Annotated in this window: 10 protein-coding genes and 1 riboswitch; of the genes, 5 read left to right on the forward strand and 5 right to left on the reverse strand. The window is 67.0% G+C overall.

Annotated features, from left to right (window positions below):
• Positions 1-48: 48 nt before the first annotated feature.
• The 5 genes from HPY32_RS07365 to HPY32_RS07385 all read right to left on the reverse strand — a co-directional run bounded on the left by HPY32_RS07365 (position 49) and on the right by HPY32_RS07385 (position 8,386).
• On the reverse strand, positions 49-2,268 hold the full coding sequence (locus tag HPY32_RS07365) for an MMPL family transporter (protein WP_067592139.1): 2,220 nt from the start codon (positions 2,266-2,268) through the stop codon (positions 49-51).
• A 133-nt stretch (positions 2,269-2,401) separates the two neighbouring features.
• Positions 2,402-4,237, reverse strand: a complete 1,836-nt coding sequence (asnB, locus tag HPY32_RS07370; protein WP_067592137.1) for an asparagine synthase (glutamine-hydrolyzing) — start codon at positions 4,235-4,237, stop codon at positions 2,402-2,404.
• A gap of 305 nt (positions 4,238-4,542) precedes the next feature.
• A complete protein-coding gene (locus HPY32_RS07375; protein ID WP_309247505.1) occupies positions 4,543-5,826 on the reverse strand; it encodes an ABC transporter ATP-binding protein in 1,284 nt (427 codons plus the stop codon).
• Positions 5,827-5,873: 47 nt separating this feature from the next.
• A complete protein-coding gene (locus HPY32_RS07380) occupies positions 5,874-7,628 on the reverse strand; it encodes an ABC transporter permease (protein ID WP_082871642.1) in 1,755 nt (584 codons plus the stop codon).
• A gap of 38 nt (positions 7,629-7,666) precedes the next feature.
• Complete coding sequence (locus HPY32_RS07385; protein WP_067592132.1) at positions 7,667-8,386, reverse strand: DUF8020 domain-containing protein; 720 nt, start codon at positions 8,384-8,386, stop codon at positions 7,667-7,669.
• 342 nt (positions 8,387-8,728) lie between these two features.
• A riboswitch (M-box (ykoK) riboswitch) is annotated at positions 8,729-8,898 on the reverse strand.
• A 177-nt stretch (positions 8,899-9,075) separates the two neighbouring features.
• Between HPY32_RS07385 and HPY32_RS07390 the strand changes: the two genes are divergently transcribed.
• The 5 genes from HPY32_RS07390 (at position 9,076) to HPY32_RS43825 (ending at position 17,299) form a co-directional block, all read left to right on the forward strand.
• Complete coding sequence (locus HPY32_RS07390; RefSeq protein ID WP_067592129.1) at positions 9,076-9,795, forward strand: beta-ketoacyl reductase; 720 nt, start codon at positions 9,076-9,078, stop codon at positions 9,793-9,795.
• Positions 9,792-10,184 carry an MFS transporter gene (locus tag HPY32_RS07395; RefSeq protein ID WP_067592127.1) on the forward strand — a complete coding sequence of 131 codons (393 nt, stop codon included), beginning with the start codon at positions 9,792-9,794 and terminating at the stop codon, positions 10,182-10,184. Before HPY32_RS07390 ends, HPY32_RS07395 begins: the two co-directional genes overlap by 4 nt.
• 281 nt (positions 10,185-10,465) lie before the next feature.
• On the forward strand, positions 10,466-10,666 hold the full coding sequence (locus HPY32_RS07400; RefSeq protein WP_098693977.1) for an MbtH family protein: 201 nt from the start codon (positions 10,466-10,468) through the stop codon (positions 10,664-10,666).
• A gap of 37 nt (positions 10,667-10,703) precedes the next feature.
• Entirely contained in the window at positions 10,704-13,991 is a 3,288-nt protein-coding gene (locus tag HPY32_RS44455) for a non-ribosomal peptide synthetase (RefSeq protein WP_171982741.1), read from the forward strand.
• Complete coding sequence (locus HPY32_RS43825; protein WP_253949668.1) at positions 13,922-17,299, forward strand: non-ribosomal peptide synthetase; 3,378 nt, start codon at positions 13,922-13,924, stop codon at positions 17,297-17,299. Before HPY32_RS44455 ends, HPY32_RS43825 begins: the two co-directional genes overlap by 70 nt.
• Positions 17,300-17,318 lie beyond the last annotated feature (19 nt).

The raw sequence follows: 17,318 nt of genomic DNA on the forward strand, positions 1-17,318 counted from the left end.
CCTGGATCCATGGTGGCCGATTCCCGTATCGGAGGCCACCCCGCCGGGTCAGCCGTCCTCCGGAGCGCGTCCGGCCGCACCGGACACCGCGGCCACGGCCGGAGCGTCGGTGGCGCGGTGGTGCAGGGCCGCTCCTTCCACGTCGACGTGCGGCAGCAACCGGTCCAACCATCGCGGCAGCGCCCATGCCCGTCCACCGAGCAGTCCGAGGACGGCGGGCACCAGGGCCATGCGAACGATGAAGGCGTCGAACAGGATTGCGGCGGCCAGACCGAACCCGATCATCTTGATCAGGGCTAGATCGGCGCCGACGAACCCGGAGAACACGGCGATCATGATCAGCGCGGCGGCCATCACCACCCGGGCGCTGTGCCGGAAACCGGTGACCACAGCTTGCCGGGCGGGCTCACCCTGACTCCTCGCCTCCCGTATCCGGGAAACCAGGAACACCTCGTAGTCCATGGCCAGGCCGAAGATCATGCCCACCAGCACGATCGGCATCATGCTGATGATCGGGCCGGTCTGCTGCAGGCCGATCAGATCCGCGCCCCAACCCCACTGGAAGACCGCGACGATCGTGCCCAGCGCGGCGAGCACCGACAGCAGGAATCCCAGGACAGCCTTGAGCGGTACCAGCAGGGAACGGAACAGTACCAGCAGCAGCACGAACGCCAGACCCAGCACGAGCGCGAAGTAGGGGATGAGCGCGTTCTGTACCTTTTGTGCGACATCGATGTTCACTGCGGTGGTGCCGCTGACCAGGAAGGTCGCCCCGGTGCCAGCCTCGATGGTCGGGCGCGCGGCCCGGATGCGGTGGACTAGGTCCTTGGTTCGTTCGTCGGTGGGGGCAGTAGACGGTACGGCGGTCAGCAGCGCGGTGTCTTGTGCCGGATTGAACTGCGGCGGAGAAACGACCACCACGCCTGCGGTACTGGCGATCTTCGTGGTGATGGTGTGCACGGCCGCCTGTGGATCGCCGGCGCGGCGGGTGTCCACCACGATGGTCAGTGGGCCGTTGGCGCCGGGGCCGAAGCCGCGGGCGAGGTCGTCGTACGCCCGGCGCTCGGTGGTCCTGGTGGATTTCGCCTCGTCACCGGGCATTCCGAGTTGCAGGTGCGCGACCGGCACGGCCAGCACCGCCAAGACCGCGACTAGGGCCAGCACTACGAGCACGGGTCCACGCAGGACGAATCCGGCCCATCGGGCCCCGCCATTGTCGGTCATCGATCCGGTTGTGCCCCTGCGGGTTCGGCGAGACAGGACGGCGTTCGGGCAGAAGGCCAGTAGCGCGGGCACCAGGGTCAGTGCGATGAGGACCGCGATCGCGACCGCTCCAGCGGCGCTGAGCCCCATCTTGGCCGCCGTCGGAATGCCGACCACCGTCAGCCCGGCGAGCGCGACGATGACTGTCGCCCCGGCGAAGACCACGGCCGAGCCCGCAGTGCCCACAGCGAGGCCTGCGGCTTCCTCGGGGGAGTGCTTGTCGGCTCTCTCCTCGCGGTAGCGGGAGACGACGAACAGGGCGTAGTCGATGCCGACCGCCAGCCCCAGCATCGAGGCCAGGGTGTTGCTGGAGGTAGACAGCCCGAGTGCACTGCCGAGGGTGAGGATGGTGAGCATGCTGACTCCGACGCCGAGCAGAGCGGTCACCAGCGGTAGCCCGGCCGCCACCAGTGAACCGAACATGATCAAGAGCACCAGCCCGGCGAACACGACACCGATCACCTCGCTGATCCCACCGACCTTGGGTTTGCCGGCGAGCACAGGCCCGCCGACCTCCACGGTCAACCCCGCCGCCCGAGCTTGATTGACGGTCACTTGCAGCTGGTCCTTCGTGGAGCCGGTGAGGTTGTCGACGGTCGCCCGATACATGACGCTCGCGTATGCCGTAGACCCGTCCGGACTCACTCCGCCCGCCTGGAACGGGCTCGTGACAGTGGCGACCTGGCTTCCCTGCCCGATCTCGCCAACGAACCGCTCGATAGCCGCCCGGTACCGGGAGTCGGTGACCTTGTCCCCCACAGGGGAGACGAACACGACTCGGGCCGTTGCCTTGTCGATATCCCCCATGCCGCCGGGGAAGCGCTGCTGAACCAGGTCCAAAGCGCTCTGCGCCTCGATACCGGGCATGGATGCGCTGTCCTCGGGGAGCCCGGATGCGGTGCTCGATGCTATGCCGACACCTCCCAGAACGACCGCCCACACCAGAATGACGTACCAGCGCCGCCGATAGGCCAGGCGGCCCAGCCGGTAGAGAAACGTAGCCACGGAACAGCGCCCTCCCAGCTCGGAATCGTTTATCACGTTCAGCCTCGTCCCGGTGCGAGGCGCCGTCGTCGTGCGATTGCTGATACCTGCCTACTGAAATTGCAGTACGCCACGACCACCCCGCGGCGGGCGATCAGTCCAGCTTCAGCGTGGGCTTCCGGAGGTCCAACCAGGTTGCGAAGTCGAGGAATCGTTCGATGCCGAACCGCTGTGCCGGGGTGATGGTGTCGACGGTCGTGTTGCTCGCCGCCAGCACCTCCTCCCGGTTGTAGAGGTCTATGACCGGATGGCCGTTGGTGACCAGGCCTCGTACCTGATCTTGGATAGCGGTGAGGTAGTGGGGGTCGTAGCTGCCCGGGTAGCCGCTCTTCTTGCGGTCGGCCACCACCGCAGGCAGCAGGTTGCGTGTGGCGCCGCGCAGGATGCTCTTCTCTCTGCCGTCATAGGTCTTCATCGACCATGGCGTGTTGAACACGTACTGCACCAGCCGGTGGTCGCAGTAAGGCACTCGAACTTCGAGGCCGACCGCCATCGAGATCCGGTCCTTGCGATCGAGCATGAGCCGTAGCACCCGCGTCAGACTCAGATGGCACACTTCCCGCATGCGTCGTTCCAGTCCGGATTCGGATTCCCGGTGTGGGACCTCCCGAAGCGCCTGCCGGTACTGATCCGCGGCGTATGTCTCCAGGTCCAGTTTCCCGACGAGGTATGGATCCAGCATCCCGGTGGCCCGCAGGGGGGAGTTCTGATTGCCCAGCCAGGGAAAGCCGTCGATGCTGCGCATGGCGTCGACGTGGAACCACGGGTAGCCGCCAAAAATCTCATCCGACGATTCACCGGACAATGCTACGGTCGACCGCTCTCGAATTGCCTTGAACAGCAGGTACAGCGAGTTATCTCGGTCACCGAAAGCTCCGGGGAAATCCCTGGCGCCGACCGAGGCAGCCCGAACCGCCGGGTCGGCCATCTCGGTGCCGTCCAAAACGATGTCCTTGTGCTCGCAGGCGATGTGTTCGGCGAGAAGGTGTACATACGGGGTGTCGTGGGTCAGCGATATCTCGTTGGCCCGGAAGTTGTCCGCTTGCTGAGCGAAGTCCACCGCGAAACTGCGCACAACCTCGCCTTGGCGCTGCAGCTCGGCAGCGGCGAGCGCAGTCATAGCCGAGGAGTCGAGTCCGCCGGATAGCAGCGTGCACTTCGGCACATCGGCGATCAGCTGACGGTGGATGATGTCGTCCAGCAGTTCCCGCACCCGGGCCACCGTGGTTGGCTGATCGTCCGTGTGCTCCTCGGCCTGCAGCTTCCAATAGCATCTCTCGCGTAACCCGGTGCGATCCAGCACCGCGAAATGGCCGGGCCGCAGCTCGCGCATACCCTCCCAGACCGCGTGTCCCGGAGTTTTGGCGAAGGTGAGAATTTCTCGCAGTCCGTCGAGACAGACCAGGGCATCTGCGAGCGGGTTGGCCAAGATGGCTTTCGGCTCGGAGCCGAACAGCACACCGCCGTCGATCGGGTAGTAGTAGAACGGCTTGATTCCCATCCGGTCCCGGATCATCACCAGCTTGTCGACGCGGGAGTCCCAGATGGCGAAACCGTACATGCCGTTCAGCCGGTCTACGACCGCCTCACCCCACTTCAGATAACCGCGGAGGACCACCTCGGTATCAGAATCGGTGCGGAACGTTGTGCCCTGACGGCGCAATTCGTCGCGCAGTTCGATGAAGTTGTAGGTCTCGCCCGAATAGACGGTCGCTACCGGCCCCTGCGGGGTGTCGATGACCATCGGCTGTGTGCCGCCGGGCAGGTCGATCACGGCGAGCCGACGGTGCCCCAACGCGACATGCGCGCCGAGCCATGTCCCCGATTCGTCCGGCCCCCGGCAGGACATGGTCGCGGTCATCGCCTCCAGCGTGGACTTTCGTGAAGAAAGATCTTCACCGAACGATACCCAGCCAGCAATACCGCACATCGATTTCCCCTTTCGGATATTTCCCGACCATTTCGCTGTGGCACAGCGACTCGGCCGATATTTCGAGCCGCCACAGTCCATGAACGTGTCCGTGGCCATGCGATTCACTATCGAGGTGTGCCCTCGACTTCACCTACAGCCGGTCTCGACCTGCGAGCCCCGAGCGATGCGGAGAGCTGAGCGGTGGGTTGGTGCGTCGGCTGATCGAGCCTGTGTTCGAGTGCGCTTGCTCGGTGCGACCGCAGGTGACCGAACATCGCTCGCGGTGATCTTGGGTCTGCCCGACGGTGATCACCCCGCCCGTCTCACCCCTCCACCGATCCCCGGATCAACAACTGATCATCCGCATCATAATCGAACAATTCCCCATACCGCCCCCAGTCGATGGCGATGCGCAGTTGTTGTTGGGCGGTCGTGTCGGTGAGGTTGCGGCGGAGGAGGTTCAGGAAGAAGGCGGTGGGGATTTGGTGGTGGGGGGTGGTGGTCAGGGTTTGGGTGATGGCTGATATCAGGGGGGAATTTGATTGGGCGGCTCGGGCGAAGATTTGTTTGGCTGTTGTGGGGTCGGCGGTGGTGAAGGCTTGGCCTTCGGGGGTGAGGGTGAGGTGGGCGGTGTGGGTGGTTGCCAGGTTGAGGAGGGTGGCGGCGTCTACCAGGGGCATGAGGTCGTCTAGTTCGAAGCGTAATGAGGTGGCCAGGTCGGGGAGGTTCAGGCGGCCGTTGTGGGCGGCGAGTAGGTCGAGCAGGCCCGCGATGGCGTCTACGTCGGCGTCGGGCAGGGGGTGGGTGGTCGGTGTGGGGGTGGTGGGGGTAGCGGGGTGGTCGGTGGTGTCGGTCAGCATTCGGTACGCCTGGTCTACGATGCGGTGGAATTGGGGGGTGCGTACGTCGCGGGGGCGGGGGAGGTCTACGGGTAGATCGCCTTTGATGCGGCCGGGGTTGTTGTCCAGCACCAGGATTCGGTCGGCCAGTTGGACGGCCTCCTCGATATTGTGTGTTACCAGCAGGATGGCCTTGGTCGGGAAGTCGGGTTGTCTCCACAGCCGGATCAGTTCGCCGCGAAGGTTTTCCGCGGTGAGGACGTCCAGGGCCGAGAACGGTTCGTCCATCAGCAGCACCTCCGGTTGCACGACCAGGGCGCGGGCGAAGCCCACTCGCTGACGCATGCCGCCGGAAAGCTCCTTGGGGTAGGCATTGTCGAAGCCGTCCAGGCCGATCATGTCGATCGCCCTGCGGGCCCGCTCGCCGCGTTCCGGATCCGAGATCCCCTGTGCCCGTAGGCCGAGTTCGACATTCTGGCGCACCGTCAGCCAGGGCAGCAGGGCGAAGGTCTGAAACACCATGGCGGTGCTGCGATTCGGTGCGGTGATGACCTCGTCGCGGAGCGTGGCGGCACCGGCCGAGGGTTGGATCAGACCGGCGACGATGCGCAGCAGGGTCGACTTGCCGGATCCGGATTTGCCGAGGAGCGCGACGATTTCGCCCTCGCGGAGCTCGAGGCAGACGTCGGCGAGGACCGGAAGCTGTTCTCCGGCAGGATTGGTGAAGTTCTTGGTGACACGATCCACGGTGATGATCGGTGCGGGCACGTGATTCTCCATCCGAGTTACATAGTGTGGGGGACAAGGGTTTTCGGTCACAGCAGGGCGTAGCGTCGTTCGGCGATGCGCTGTAGCCGCCGCCAGGCGAGGCGGTTGATGGTGACGGTCACGATGCTCATGACGACCGTGCCCAGCAGGACCTTCGCGAAGGCGTCGGCCGCGGTGGCATTGGTGATGTAGGCGCCGAGGCCGAATGCCTGCAGGTGGGTGTCGCCGGAGTCGACGACCTCGCCGACCAGGGTGGCGTTCCATGCCCCGCCGAATGCGGTGATGGCGCCGACCACGTATCCGGGCACGATGGCGGGCAGGATCAACGACTTCCATCGCAGGAGTCCGCGAACTCCCAAGTCGTCCATGGCTTCTCGCAGATCGGTCGGGATCTGTCCGGCGGCGGCGATGACATTGAACAGCACGTACCACTGGGCGCCGAGCGCCATCAGCGCGATACCGCCGACATTCAGCGAGATGCCGCTCCAGGTGAGCGCCGCGATGACGAAGATGTACAGGAACTGCGCCGGGAAGCTCGCCAGCACCTGCACCACCGGTTGCGCGAACCGGCAGATCCGCGGGTTCATCCCGATCCAGACGCCGACCGGCACCCACACGACCGTCGACACCACCAGCAGCACCAGCACCCGGCCGAGGCTGACCAGGCCCATCAGCGTCGTCGGCCCGAACTCGGCGAGTCCTACTGTGCGCGCGAAGTATTCGGCGAGTGTCCAGGTGAGCCACCCCAGCGCGGCGAACAGTACCGCGAAGAAGACCGCGTCGGCGGGCGTGCTCCGATGCTGTTCCCAGGCAGCGGGTTTCGTGCTGCGCCCGAAGATCGCCATGGCCCGATCGACCCGGTCCGCGACCGGCCGCAACCGTCGCCCGAGGCGGCTCGGGATCGTGGTCCGGCGCAGCAGATCGAGGACGACACTGCGTGGCGCGACGGCGCTTTCGGTGTGTTCGATGCGGAAGCGTTCGGCCCAGGCGGTCAGCGGCCGCCAGAACGCGACATTGATCGCGACGATGCTGGCGATCATGACGAGCGCGCCCAGCAGCAGCGGACCCACCTGGGCGTCGGCGGTCGCGGCGGCGATGAAGCTGCCCATGCCGGGCAGGGCGTGGTCGTTGCCCGCCACGGTGATCACCTCGGAGGCCGCGAGCATGAACCAGGCGCCGCCGAAGCTCATCATCCCGTTCCAGATCAGCGGGACCATCGCGGTCGGCACCTCCAGCTGCCACAGCCGCTGCCAGCGGGTCAGCCGCATCGAGCGCGCCGCCTCGTCGAGTTCGCGCGGCATATTGCGCAGCGCCTGGTAGTAGGCGAAGGTCATATTCCACGCCTGTGCGGTGAAGATCGCGAACACGCAGGCGGCCTCGGCGCCCAGCAGCGAGCCGCGGAACACCCCGATGAACGCCGTCACGGTGATCGACACCAGGGCCAGCACCGGCACCGATTGCAGGATGTCCAGGGCGGGGATCAGCACCTTCTCCGCGCGCCGGGATCGGGCCGCCCACTGCCCGACGATCAGGGTGAACACCATCGACGCGGCCAGACCGACGAACATGCGCAGCGCGGTACGGGCCGCGTAGTAGGGCAGCTTCGCCGGATCGGTCGACACCGTGTCGTCGGAGTCGGGTGTCCACGGTATCGACATGTCGCGAAACAGCCGCAGGGCCACCACGATCAGCGCGGCCGCGGCCACGATGAGCAGGTAGTCCGCGGGGTGCAGGCGCTCCCGTGTCCTACGGTCGCCGACGTCGGATGGTTTGGGGGCGTTCGAGATTGCCAGGTCAGCCATGACGGCCGTACCCCTTTCGTCGCTGGCCTGTCGTTCGGTCAGTTGTCGGCCGGGCCCGCGTCGGGGGCGGGCGGCGCGGTCATGGTGGTGAGGAAGTGGATGGCCGTCGCGATGAGGGCGGGCACCCCGATGAGCAGGTCGAACACGATCACGCCCATGCCCGCGCCGGTGACGGCGCCGGTCAGGCATCCGGCGAGCGCGCCCGGGGCCGCCAGCGCACCGAGGCTGGCGGATCCGGTGGCGGCACCCCCGGCGGCACCGAGTGCGATGCAGCCGATCGGGCCGCCGATGATCGCGCCCAGCAGCGTGCCCACCGCCAGGGCCACCGTCAGTTCGTTGTTGGCGTTGCTCATCGCGGTGTTCAGCCGATCCTCGAAACTGTCGCCCGCGATGTCGGCGGCGGTGGGATAGGCCCGGTCGGGACGCGGGGTCAGCAGCGCCGTGTGCTCGTCGGCCCGGGCGTCGATCGGGTATGCGGTGCCGTCGCGAACGATCGTCAATGGCACACGGCCGATGACGATCTCGTGCGGGTCGATGATCTGGAGCTGGTTGTCGGCGACGCGCAGCGTGCCGAGGTCGGTGTGCAGCCGGACCGCCCCGTCGGCGATCCGGGCCTCGACGGGAAGCGACGGCAGGCCGGACTCCGCGGCCGCGGGGCGGACGATCGGCGGGGTCGGTTGCGCGTCGGCGGTGGCCGTGGCTCCGGCGAGCGCGGTCACGGTCAGTGCCGCGACGACGGCGGTGGAACGAATGCTCACGGGTATTCTCCTGAAGTTTCCGCCCGATTTCGGGCAGGCTCGATTGCCGTTGCGCCGGGCGCGAACGGATAATTGTTCATCGCTGAATTTCCGGTCGTCTGCGAGAATTCGACCGGATATCTGAATGGAGGGGAAACGGCTGCTGTACGGAATGCGGACATCCGCGAACCGGCGCGCTACCGAATGCTGTCAGCGGCGGTTTCGAGGCGGGTGCGCGGCGGAGCGGCCGGGCGGGCAGGGGTACGGATCGTCGTCTGACGCCAAGGTGGTTTCTCCACCTCCTCGCTGGTAGCACACGGATTCGACGCACGCGAGGAGAGTGCCGGACGCAACGGCGCCGGGCACGCACCCCTCTCGTCAGAGCTTTGGCACTGCGCGACGTGTTCCGAATCGGAAAGCCACTTTGGATATCCCCTTAATCCGAAGATATCTGTCCTAACCTTGGGCGTCTCTCGACGTCGTCAGATCAGTGGCCTATGTTCACGCAGGAGCCTCGCCTATCGAGGTGCAGTGCCAACGTAGGCAAGCCTCGGGAAAATGTCAACTCCGGATATCGGGAGAATAGTTTATTTTCGAAGCAGACCTCGGCCCGCGGCCCCGTCCGACCGACCGGCAGGCAGGTTCCTGCTATTGACTGAATGTCTTGTCAGACGGTGTCGTAGCTGACACGTCGGGCCGTACTTCCCGGCATGAACGGGGCGGCCAACGCCTTCCTCGACGCCTTCGCCGTGCACCGCAACCGCACCGGCGACCGCCCCGACGCCACCACCTTCGCGTGGGCGGCGTGGCGCGGGCTCGGCATGGCCGCCGGGACCGTCACCGAGCTGTACAACGCGGAGGCCGAGGCGCTCGGCGTCGCCGACATCACGGCCGAACAGGCTTTGCGTGCTTGGGAATTCGCCGTCCGGCATCGGGTCGAGTGCTGCTCGGTGATGCGGGTGCTGCCGCTGGAATCGGGTGCGCCGCGGCTGCCGCTGCTGAGCGAATTGTCCGCGGCCGCGGTCGCGTCCGGGACACCCACGCGCGCACCGGACTCGGCGCCGGACTGGTCGGCGCTGCCGCCCGAGCAGCTGCACGAGCGGCTGCCGGACGAGGTGCAGGCACAGTTCGAGGCCGAGCTGGGACTCCCGGAGGGGCAGCTGGACGTGCGGCGCCCGCTGGCCGACACCGGCCTGGACTCGATCATGACCGTGGCGATCCGGGCGGCATGGCGTCCTACTTCCTGGTACTCGCCCTCTATCTGCAATTCGGCCGCGGCCTGGACGCTCTCGGCGCGGGCCTGGTCTTCATCGCCGTCGGCACCGGTTACCTCGGCGCCTCCCTGGCCGCCCGCCACATCGCGGCCCGACTGGGCCGCCAGGCCATCGCCGTCGGCGGCCTGCTACGCATCCTCGGCCTTGCCGTATTGATCGCGACCGTGGCGCGGATCGGCGTATCGGGGTCGGCCCTGTGGCTGGTGCCGGGCTTGATCATCGACGGAGCCGGATTGGGTCTCGCCGTCGCACCACTGACCACGACGGTGCTGGCCCGCATGACCCCGCAGCACGCCGGTGCCGCCTCCGGTGTGCTGGCCACGGGGCTCCAGGTCGGTAATGCGCTGGGGGTGGCGGTGATCGGGGTCGTGTTCTATGGGCTGCTGCCGCCGGGGGCGGAGGCCGTGGCGGGGTGGAATGCGGGGTACGGGCATGCATTCGGTTGGAGTTTGGTGTATTTGACGGGTGTGGCCGTCGCCTTGATCGCGTTGGTGCAGGTGCTGCCTCGGGGGGTCGAGCGGGGCTCGGCGGTGGGTGGCCGCTGACAAGCCTTGCGGGCATGTCGAGGTGATTCTCGGGCGTCGCGGCGGTGGATCGGTCCCGTACTGCGCCGGGCGGACCCGTAGTCAAACCATGTGCCAAGGGGTGGAGCGCGGGCTGACCAGGGGGTTGAGGGTGGTGATGCGTCAGCCGTGCGTCTGCTCGATGTCGGGGGGCGTGGCGAGTATGGGTTCGTGACGATGGCAGGAGTCGGGGTGGCGTCGCGGGCCGTCGGGGGTGCTGGTGCGGCAGGTTGCTCCCGGGGATTCTCGAAAGGACTTGCGTGGTGATCGGTTTCGACGAATATCTGGTTGTTCGGAACGACGAGGAGCAGTATTCCGTGTGGCCGAGCGCGCGGCCGGTGCCGGACGGGTGGACGGCGACCGGTGTGCGGGGCGGGCGCGACGAATGCCTGGCGCATATCGACGAGGTGTGGACCGATATCCGGCCCAAGAGTGTGCGTGACCGTCTCGGATCCGCCGACTGACAACACTTTCTGCTTCTCGACTTGGATGGAGTGTGCCGTGTCCGGTTCGGCTGAGAGTTCGATTGCGTCGCGCCGTCGGTTGCTGGTGGAACGGATGCTGGCGGCGGGCGGGTCGCCGGGCGGAGGCGGGACGATCGGCCGGGCGGATCGATCCGGTGCGCTGCCGGTGTCGTTCGCGCAGCAGCGGTTGTGGTTTCTCGATCAGCTGGTGCCGGGGAACCCGTTCTACAACATGCCGGTGTCGTTCCGGCTGCGGGGTTCGGTCGATGCGGGCGCGCTGGACCGGGCCGTGCGGGAGCTGATGGTGCGGCACGAGGTGTTCCGGACGGCGCTGGTGAGCGCGGGCGGTGAGCCGCGGCAGGTCGTCGGTGAGCCGCCGGTCGGGTCGGTATTGCCCGTGGTGGATCTGTCCGGCGCCATCGATCCGTTGGCGCGCGCACGGGAGTCGGCGCGCGCGGAGGGGCGACGTCCCTTCGACCTGTCGGTGGGTCCACTGTTGCGGGCGTGCCTGATGCGGTTGGCCGACGACGACCACGTGTTATTGCTGACGATGCATCACATCGTGTCCGACGGGTGGTCGATCGGGGTGCTGCTGCGTGAACTGAACACGCTGTACAAGGCGTTCGCCGCGGGTGAGCCGTCGCCCCTGCCGCCGCTGCCGGTGCAGTACGCGGATTTCGCGGTGTGGCAACGGGATTGGTTGTCCGGTCCGGTGCTGGAGGAGCAGCTGGGATACTGGCGGGATCGGCTGGACGGGCTGGCCCCGTTGGAATTGCCGTTGGATCGACCCCGTCCGGCCGTCGCGAGTTTCGATGGTGGCGCGCATTCGTTTTCCCTGTCGGCCGAGTTGAGCGAGAGGCTGCGGGCACTGAGCCGCCGGTATCAGGTGTCGCTGTTCATGACCTTGATGGCGGCGTTCCAAGCGCTGCTCAGCCGGTACGGCGGCAATGCGGATTTCGCGGTCGGCGTCCCGATCGCCGGACGGGTGCGTCCGGAGCTGGAGCAGCTGATCGGATTCTTCGTGAATACGCTGGTCATGCGGGCCGACTGCGCGGGGGACCCGACGTTCGAGGAATTGCTGACGCGCACGCGCGAGACCGCGCTCGGCGCCTACGCGCACCAGGACCTGCCCTTCGAGCGGCTGGTGGAGGAACTGGCACCGGAGCGGGACCTGTCCCGTAACCCTCTGGTGCAGACCACCTTCCAGCTGATCAATACTCCTCGCGAAGACATTCGGATCGGTGCGACGACCGAGGACGAATTCGATGTCGACGCCGACATCGTCCGGTTCGATCTCGAACTGCACATGATCGAACAGGGCGAACAGCTGGAGGGCGCGTTCATCTACGCGCGGGATCTGTTCGATGCGGTTACCGTGCGGGTATTGGCGGAGCGGTTCGTGGCCATCCTCGAAACGGTGGTGGGCGACGTCGGAGTGCGGCTGTCGGAATTGCCGATGGTGGTCGGTGGCGAATGGACCGACCTCGTCGAGCTGCGCAACCGGACGGCGATGGAACTACCCGGAGCGGCGACGGTGGTGTCGCTGCTCGAACAGTGGGCAGACCGGACACCGGACGCGGAAGCGGTCGTGTGCGAACAACAGCGGCTGTCGTATGCGGAGCTGGATGCGTGGGCCAATGGTGTGGCATGGCGTCTGCGGGACGCGGGCGTCGGGCCGGAGACGGTCGTCGGAATCTGTGTCGAGCGTGGCGTGGCGGCTATCGTGGCGATCGTCGCGGTCCTGAAGGCCGGTGGCGCGTATCTGCCGCTGGATCCCGGCCACCCCGCGGATCGAATCGCGCAGGCGCTGACCGATACCGGCGCGGCAATTCTGCTGACCGACACCGAGTCCGGAGCGTTCTCGGCGTCGATCGTGGACTCGATGCCGGGTCTGCGGCGGGTGGATGTGGAACGGCCGGGGTCCGGCGAGCGGTCCGATCGCCCGATGGTGGAGATCCGCCCCGGGAACGCGGCCTACGTCATCTTCACCTCGGGATCGACCGGGCGTCCGAAAGGCGTTGTGGTCGAGCATCGTTCGCTGTCGAATCTGTGCGCATTCCTCTCCGGTGGTATCTATCCGGATGCCGGGGTGTCGCGGTCGACGGTGGGTTTGTTCGCGTCGCTGGTCTTCGATTCCTCGGTGAAGCAGCTGCTGCCCATGATGTGCGGGCATGTGCTGCACGTGATTCCGGAATCGGTGCGGCGCGATACCCGAGAACTGGTGAGCTACGTGCGCCGCGGCGGGATCGACATCATGGATGCGACACCGTCGCTGGCGCGAGTGCTGATCGACGACGGTCTGCTGGACGGTGAGACCGTGCCGCGAGTGCTGCTCGGCGGTGAGGCGGTGGATCAACAGCTGTGGGATCGGTTGGCGGACACCGCCGGAGCTTCCTACAACCTGTACGGGCCCACCGAGTGCACGGTGGACACGACCTGGGCCGCGATCGAGTCCGGTTGTTCCCCGTCGATCGGTGTGCCGGTGGGCAATTCGCGAGTGTATGTGCTGGATAGGTCCGGGAATATCGCCCCGATCGGCGTGGTGGGGGAGCTGTATATCGGCGGTGCGGGGGTGGCGCGGGGCTATGTGGGCCGAGGCGGAGCGACCGCCGATCGGTTCGTGCCGGACCCGTTCGGGCCGCCCGGTTCTCGGCTGTATCGCACCGGTGACGCGGTGCGCTGGACACGGTCGGGTGTGCTGGAATTCGTCGGCCGACTGGACGATCAGGTGAAGGTGCGGGGCTTCCGGATCGAACCGGGTGAGATCGAATCCGCGCTGACCGGCTATCCGATCGTCAACGACGCGGCGGTCTTGGCGCGAGAAGACACACCCGGCGATATTCGGCTGGTTGCCTATGTAGTGCCCGCCGAGAGTGGCGCCAACGACGAAACCCCGCACCACACCGAGACATTGGCCGGTGATCAGGTCGCCGACTGGCGGATGATCTTCGACGACGTGCAAGGGTCGGAACGCGCCGCCGCGGACGGCGGTTTCAATGTGTCGGGGTGGAACAGCAGCTACACCGGTGAACCCCTTGCCGCCGAGGAGATGCGCGAATGGGTGGACGCGAGCGTGGACCGCGTGCTGGCGCTGGGCGGCCGCCGCATTCTGGAGATCGGCTGTGGTACCGGCCTGCTGGCGCTGCGGCTGGCATCGCATGCGCAGGAGTACGTCGGCGTCGACTTCTCCGCGGAGACACTACGCGCGAGACCGCGCTCGGCGCCTACGCGCACCAGGATCTGCCTTTCGAGCGGCTGGTCGAAGAACTCGCGCCGGAACGCGAGCTGTCCCGTAACCCCTTGGTGCAGGTCATCTTTCAACTGATGAATGCGCCCCGCGAGGAGTTGACACTCGCCGGAACGAAGGCCGAGACCTTCGACGTCGAATCCAATATCGTGCGATTCGACCTGGAACTGCACATGATCGAGCAGGGCGAACAGCTGGCCGGGGTATTCGTCTACGCCCGAGATCTGTTCGATGCGGCGACGATCGAGGTCATGCACGACCGGTTCGTCAAGGTGCTCGAAGCCATCGTCGGTGATGTGAGCGTGCGGCTGTCGGAGCTTCCCGTGGTCACGGGCGCCGAGTGGACAGATATTGTGGTGGAACGCAATCGGACCGCCGTGGAGCTGCCGAAGACGACCGTGGTGGCGCTGTTCGAGAAGCAGGCCGACAGCGCGCCGGATGCCGTGGCCGTGGTGTGCGGCGACCAGCGGCTGTCGTATCGCGAGCTGGATGCCTGGGCCGACCGGGTGGCGTGGCGGCTGCGGGATGCGGGCGTGGGCACCGAAACCATTGTGGGCGTCTGTCTTCCGCGCGGCACCGCGGCGATTGCGGCGATCCTGGGCGTGCTCAAGGCCGGTGGCGCGTACCTGCCGCTGGACCCGGGGCATCCCACCGATCGGATCGCGCAGGCGCTCACCGACACCGACGCACGCGTGGTGCTCACCGATTCGTCGACCTCGTCCGTGCTGCCGGGGCGCGAGTCGATCGATATCGGCGAGCTCGAACGCGGCGCGGATCGGGGTCGGCTCGCGCTCACGGCCGAACCCGGGAACGCGGCGTATGTGATGTACACGTCGGGCTCCACCGGCCGTCCGAAAGGCGTTGCGATCGAACATCGCTCGATCCTGCGATTGATCTGGGACGCGAACTACGCGAACCTGGGCGACGACGTGGTGATGCTGCAGGCCGCGCCGCTGGCATTCGACGCCTCCACCTTCGAGATCTGGGGCCCGCTGGCACACGGCGGAAGCTGCGTGGTGTCGCAGGAACGGGTTCCCTCCGCGGCCGGTCTTCGTGAGCTGTTCGACCGTGCCGCAGTGACGACCGCGTGGCTGACCTCGGCCATGTTCAACGCGCTCAGCGATTCGGACCCGACGGTGTTCGCGGGACTGAAACAACTGCTGGTGGGTGGCGAAGCACTGTCTCCGGATCATGTGGCGCGCGTGGGCCGCGCCGTCCCGGCGCTGCAACTGATCAATGGCTACGGCCCGACCGAATGCACCACATTCAGCTGCTGCGGGCCGATCTCGATCGATGACCTCGACAGCTCCCGGCCCGTCGCCATCGGCGGGCCGATCTCGAATTCACAGGCGTATGTGCTGGACGGGTTCGGGAATGTGGTTCCGGTGGGCGTGGCCGGGGAGCTGTATATCGGTGGGGCGGGCGTCGCTCGCGGGTACGTGGGTCGGGGTGGTCCGACCGCGGACCGTTTCGTGCCGAACCCGTTCGGGCCGCCCGGCTCTCGGTTGTATCGGACCGGTGACGCGGTGCGGTGGACGCGGTCGGGTGTGCTGGAGTTCGTCGGGCGACTCGACGATCAGGTGAAGGTGCGGGGCTTCCGGATCGAGCCGGGCGAGATCGAAGCCGCGCTCACCGGTCACGACGGGGTGGCCGAGGCCGCGGTGGTGGCGCGCGAGGACTCCCCGGGCGACCTGCGGCTGGTGGCCTATATCGTGCCCGACACCGACGCCGAGACCGGTATCGATGTGGCGGACGGGGCCGAGGAGCTGGCCGGTGACCAGGTGGCGGACTGGCGGTCGATCTTCGATGACGTGCAGGGACAGTGGGGCGGCGACATCGATGGCGGCTTCAATGTGTCGGGCTGGAACAGCAGCTACACCGGCGAACCCATTCCCGCCGAGGAGATGCGGGAATGGGTGCAGGCGAGTGTGGACCGCATCTCGGCGCTGGGCGGCCGCAGAATCCTGGAAATCGGCTGCGGCACAGGCTTGCTGATGTCGCGGCTGGCGTCGCGGGCGGACGAGTACGTCGGCGTCGACTTCTCGGCCGAGACACTGGCCGGGCTGCAACAGGTGCTCGACGAACACGACCTGAGCCAGGTGCGGCTGCTGTGCCGGGAAGCCGCCGATCTGGGTGATCTGCCCGAGGGCGGGTTCGATGTGGTGGTCATCAATTCGGTGGCCCAGTACTTCCCGGACCAGGAGTATCTGATGCGGGTCCTGCGGGAGGCGACCCGGCTGGCAGTGGGCGGCGGACACGTCCTCGTCGGCGACGTGCGGAACCTTCGGGTGCTGGAGGATTTCCACACGCGGGTGCAGGCCGCCAAGCGCGGTGACGCGGCGGTGTCGGCGCAAGAGGTGGCGTGGGGAGTCGCCGAGGAAACCGAATTGCTGATCGACCCGGCATTCTTCACCGAGCTACCGCGGACGCTTCCGGAAATCGTTGCGGTGCAGGTGATGCCGCGACGCGGGCGATTCGCCAACGAGATGTCGCAGTACCGGTACGAGGCGGTGCTGCGCGTCGGCGAGCCGGTCGCCGGGACCGCGGTCGGGCGGTGGCTGGAATGGTCCGAGCCGGAATCGTCGCTGGAGTGGCTGGCCGGGCAGCTGACCGGCGCGGGTGTGATCGGCGTGCGAGCGGTACCGAATGCGCGTATGCACCGGGTCGTTTCGGGTGCGGTGCACCCCGAGGATCTGTACGAGCTGGCCGCCGAGCACGGCTACCGGGCCGTCCTGAGCTGGGCCGACACCGACCGGCACGGCCGCTTCGACGCCGCATTCGTTCCCGCGACCGAACCCGATTCCGCGCGGATGCCGTGGATCGAGTTCCCGGTGGCCTCGGCGCGGCCGACCGGCCTGATGAACGACCCGTTGCGCGGGCGACGACTCCAGCAGCATCGCCGGACCTTACCGCCGGTACTGCGCGAGTATCTGTCGGATCGCCTGCCCGAGTACATGATTCCGTCGAGCTTCGTGGTGCTGGACGCGCTTCCGTTGACCGCCAACGGCAAACTGGATCGGCGAGCCCTGCCCGCCCCGGAGGGACGGCGTGCCCTGCGGGCGGAACTGGTGGAGCCGCGCAATCCGGACGAGGAGACCCTGGCGGGGATCTGGCGCGCGGTACTGAGCCTGGACCGGGTGGGTGTGTTCGACAATTTCTTCGAGCTGGGCGGTCATTCGCTGCTGGCGACCCAGGTGGTCACCCGGGCATCGGAGGCGTTCGATGTGCAATTGCCGGTTCGCATCATGTTCGACACCCCCACCATCGCCGAGCTCGCCGAGCGGATCGCGGAGTCGATTGTCGAACGGCGACAACAGATCACCGATGCCGTGTCGAATATGAGCGACGAAGAAGTCGAGCGCCTGCTTCGTGAATACGATGCGTAACCCGCGATCCCTCGATGTG

It is taken from the genome of Nocardia terpenica (genome assembly GCF_013186535.1).
GTDB classification, from domain to species: Bacteria; Actinomycetota; Actinomycetes; order Mycobacteriales; family Mycobacteriaceae; genus Nocardia; species Nocardia terpenica.

Excerpts from the sequence above, each read along its gene's own strand:
- HPY32_RS07390 (WP_067592129.1), top strand. The coding sequence starts at position 9,076 with ATGAACGGGGCGGCCAACGCCTTCCTCGACGCCTTCGCCGTGCACCGC.
- asnB (WP_067592137.1), bottom strand. The coding sequence starts at position 4,237 with ATGTGCGGTATTGCTGGCTGGGTATCGTTCGGTGAAGATCTTTCTTCA.
- HPY32_RS07380 (WP_082871642.1), bottom strand. The coding sequence starts at position 7,628 with ATGGCTGACCTGGCAATCTCGAACGCCCCCAAACCATCCGACGTCGGC.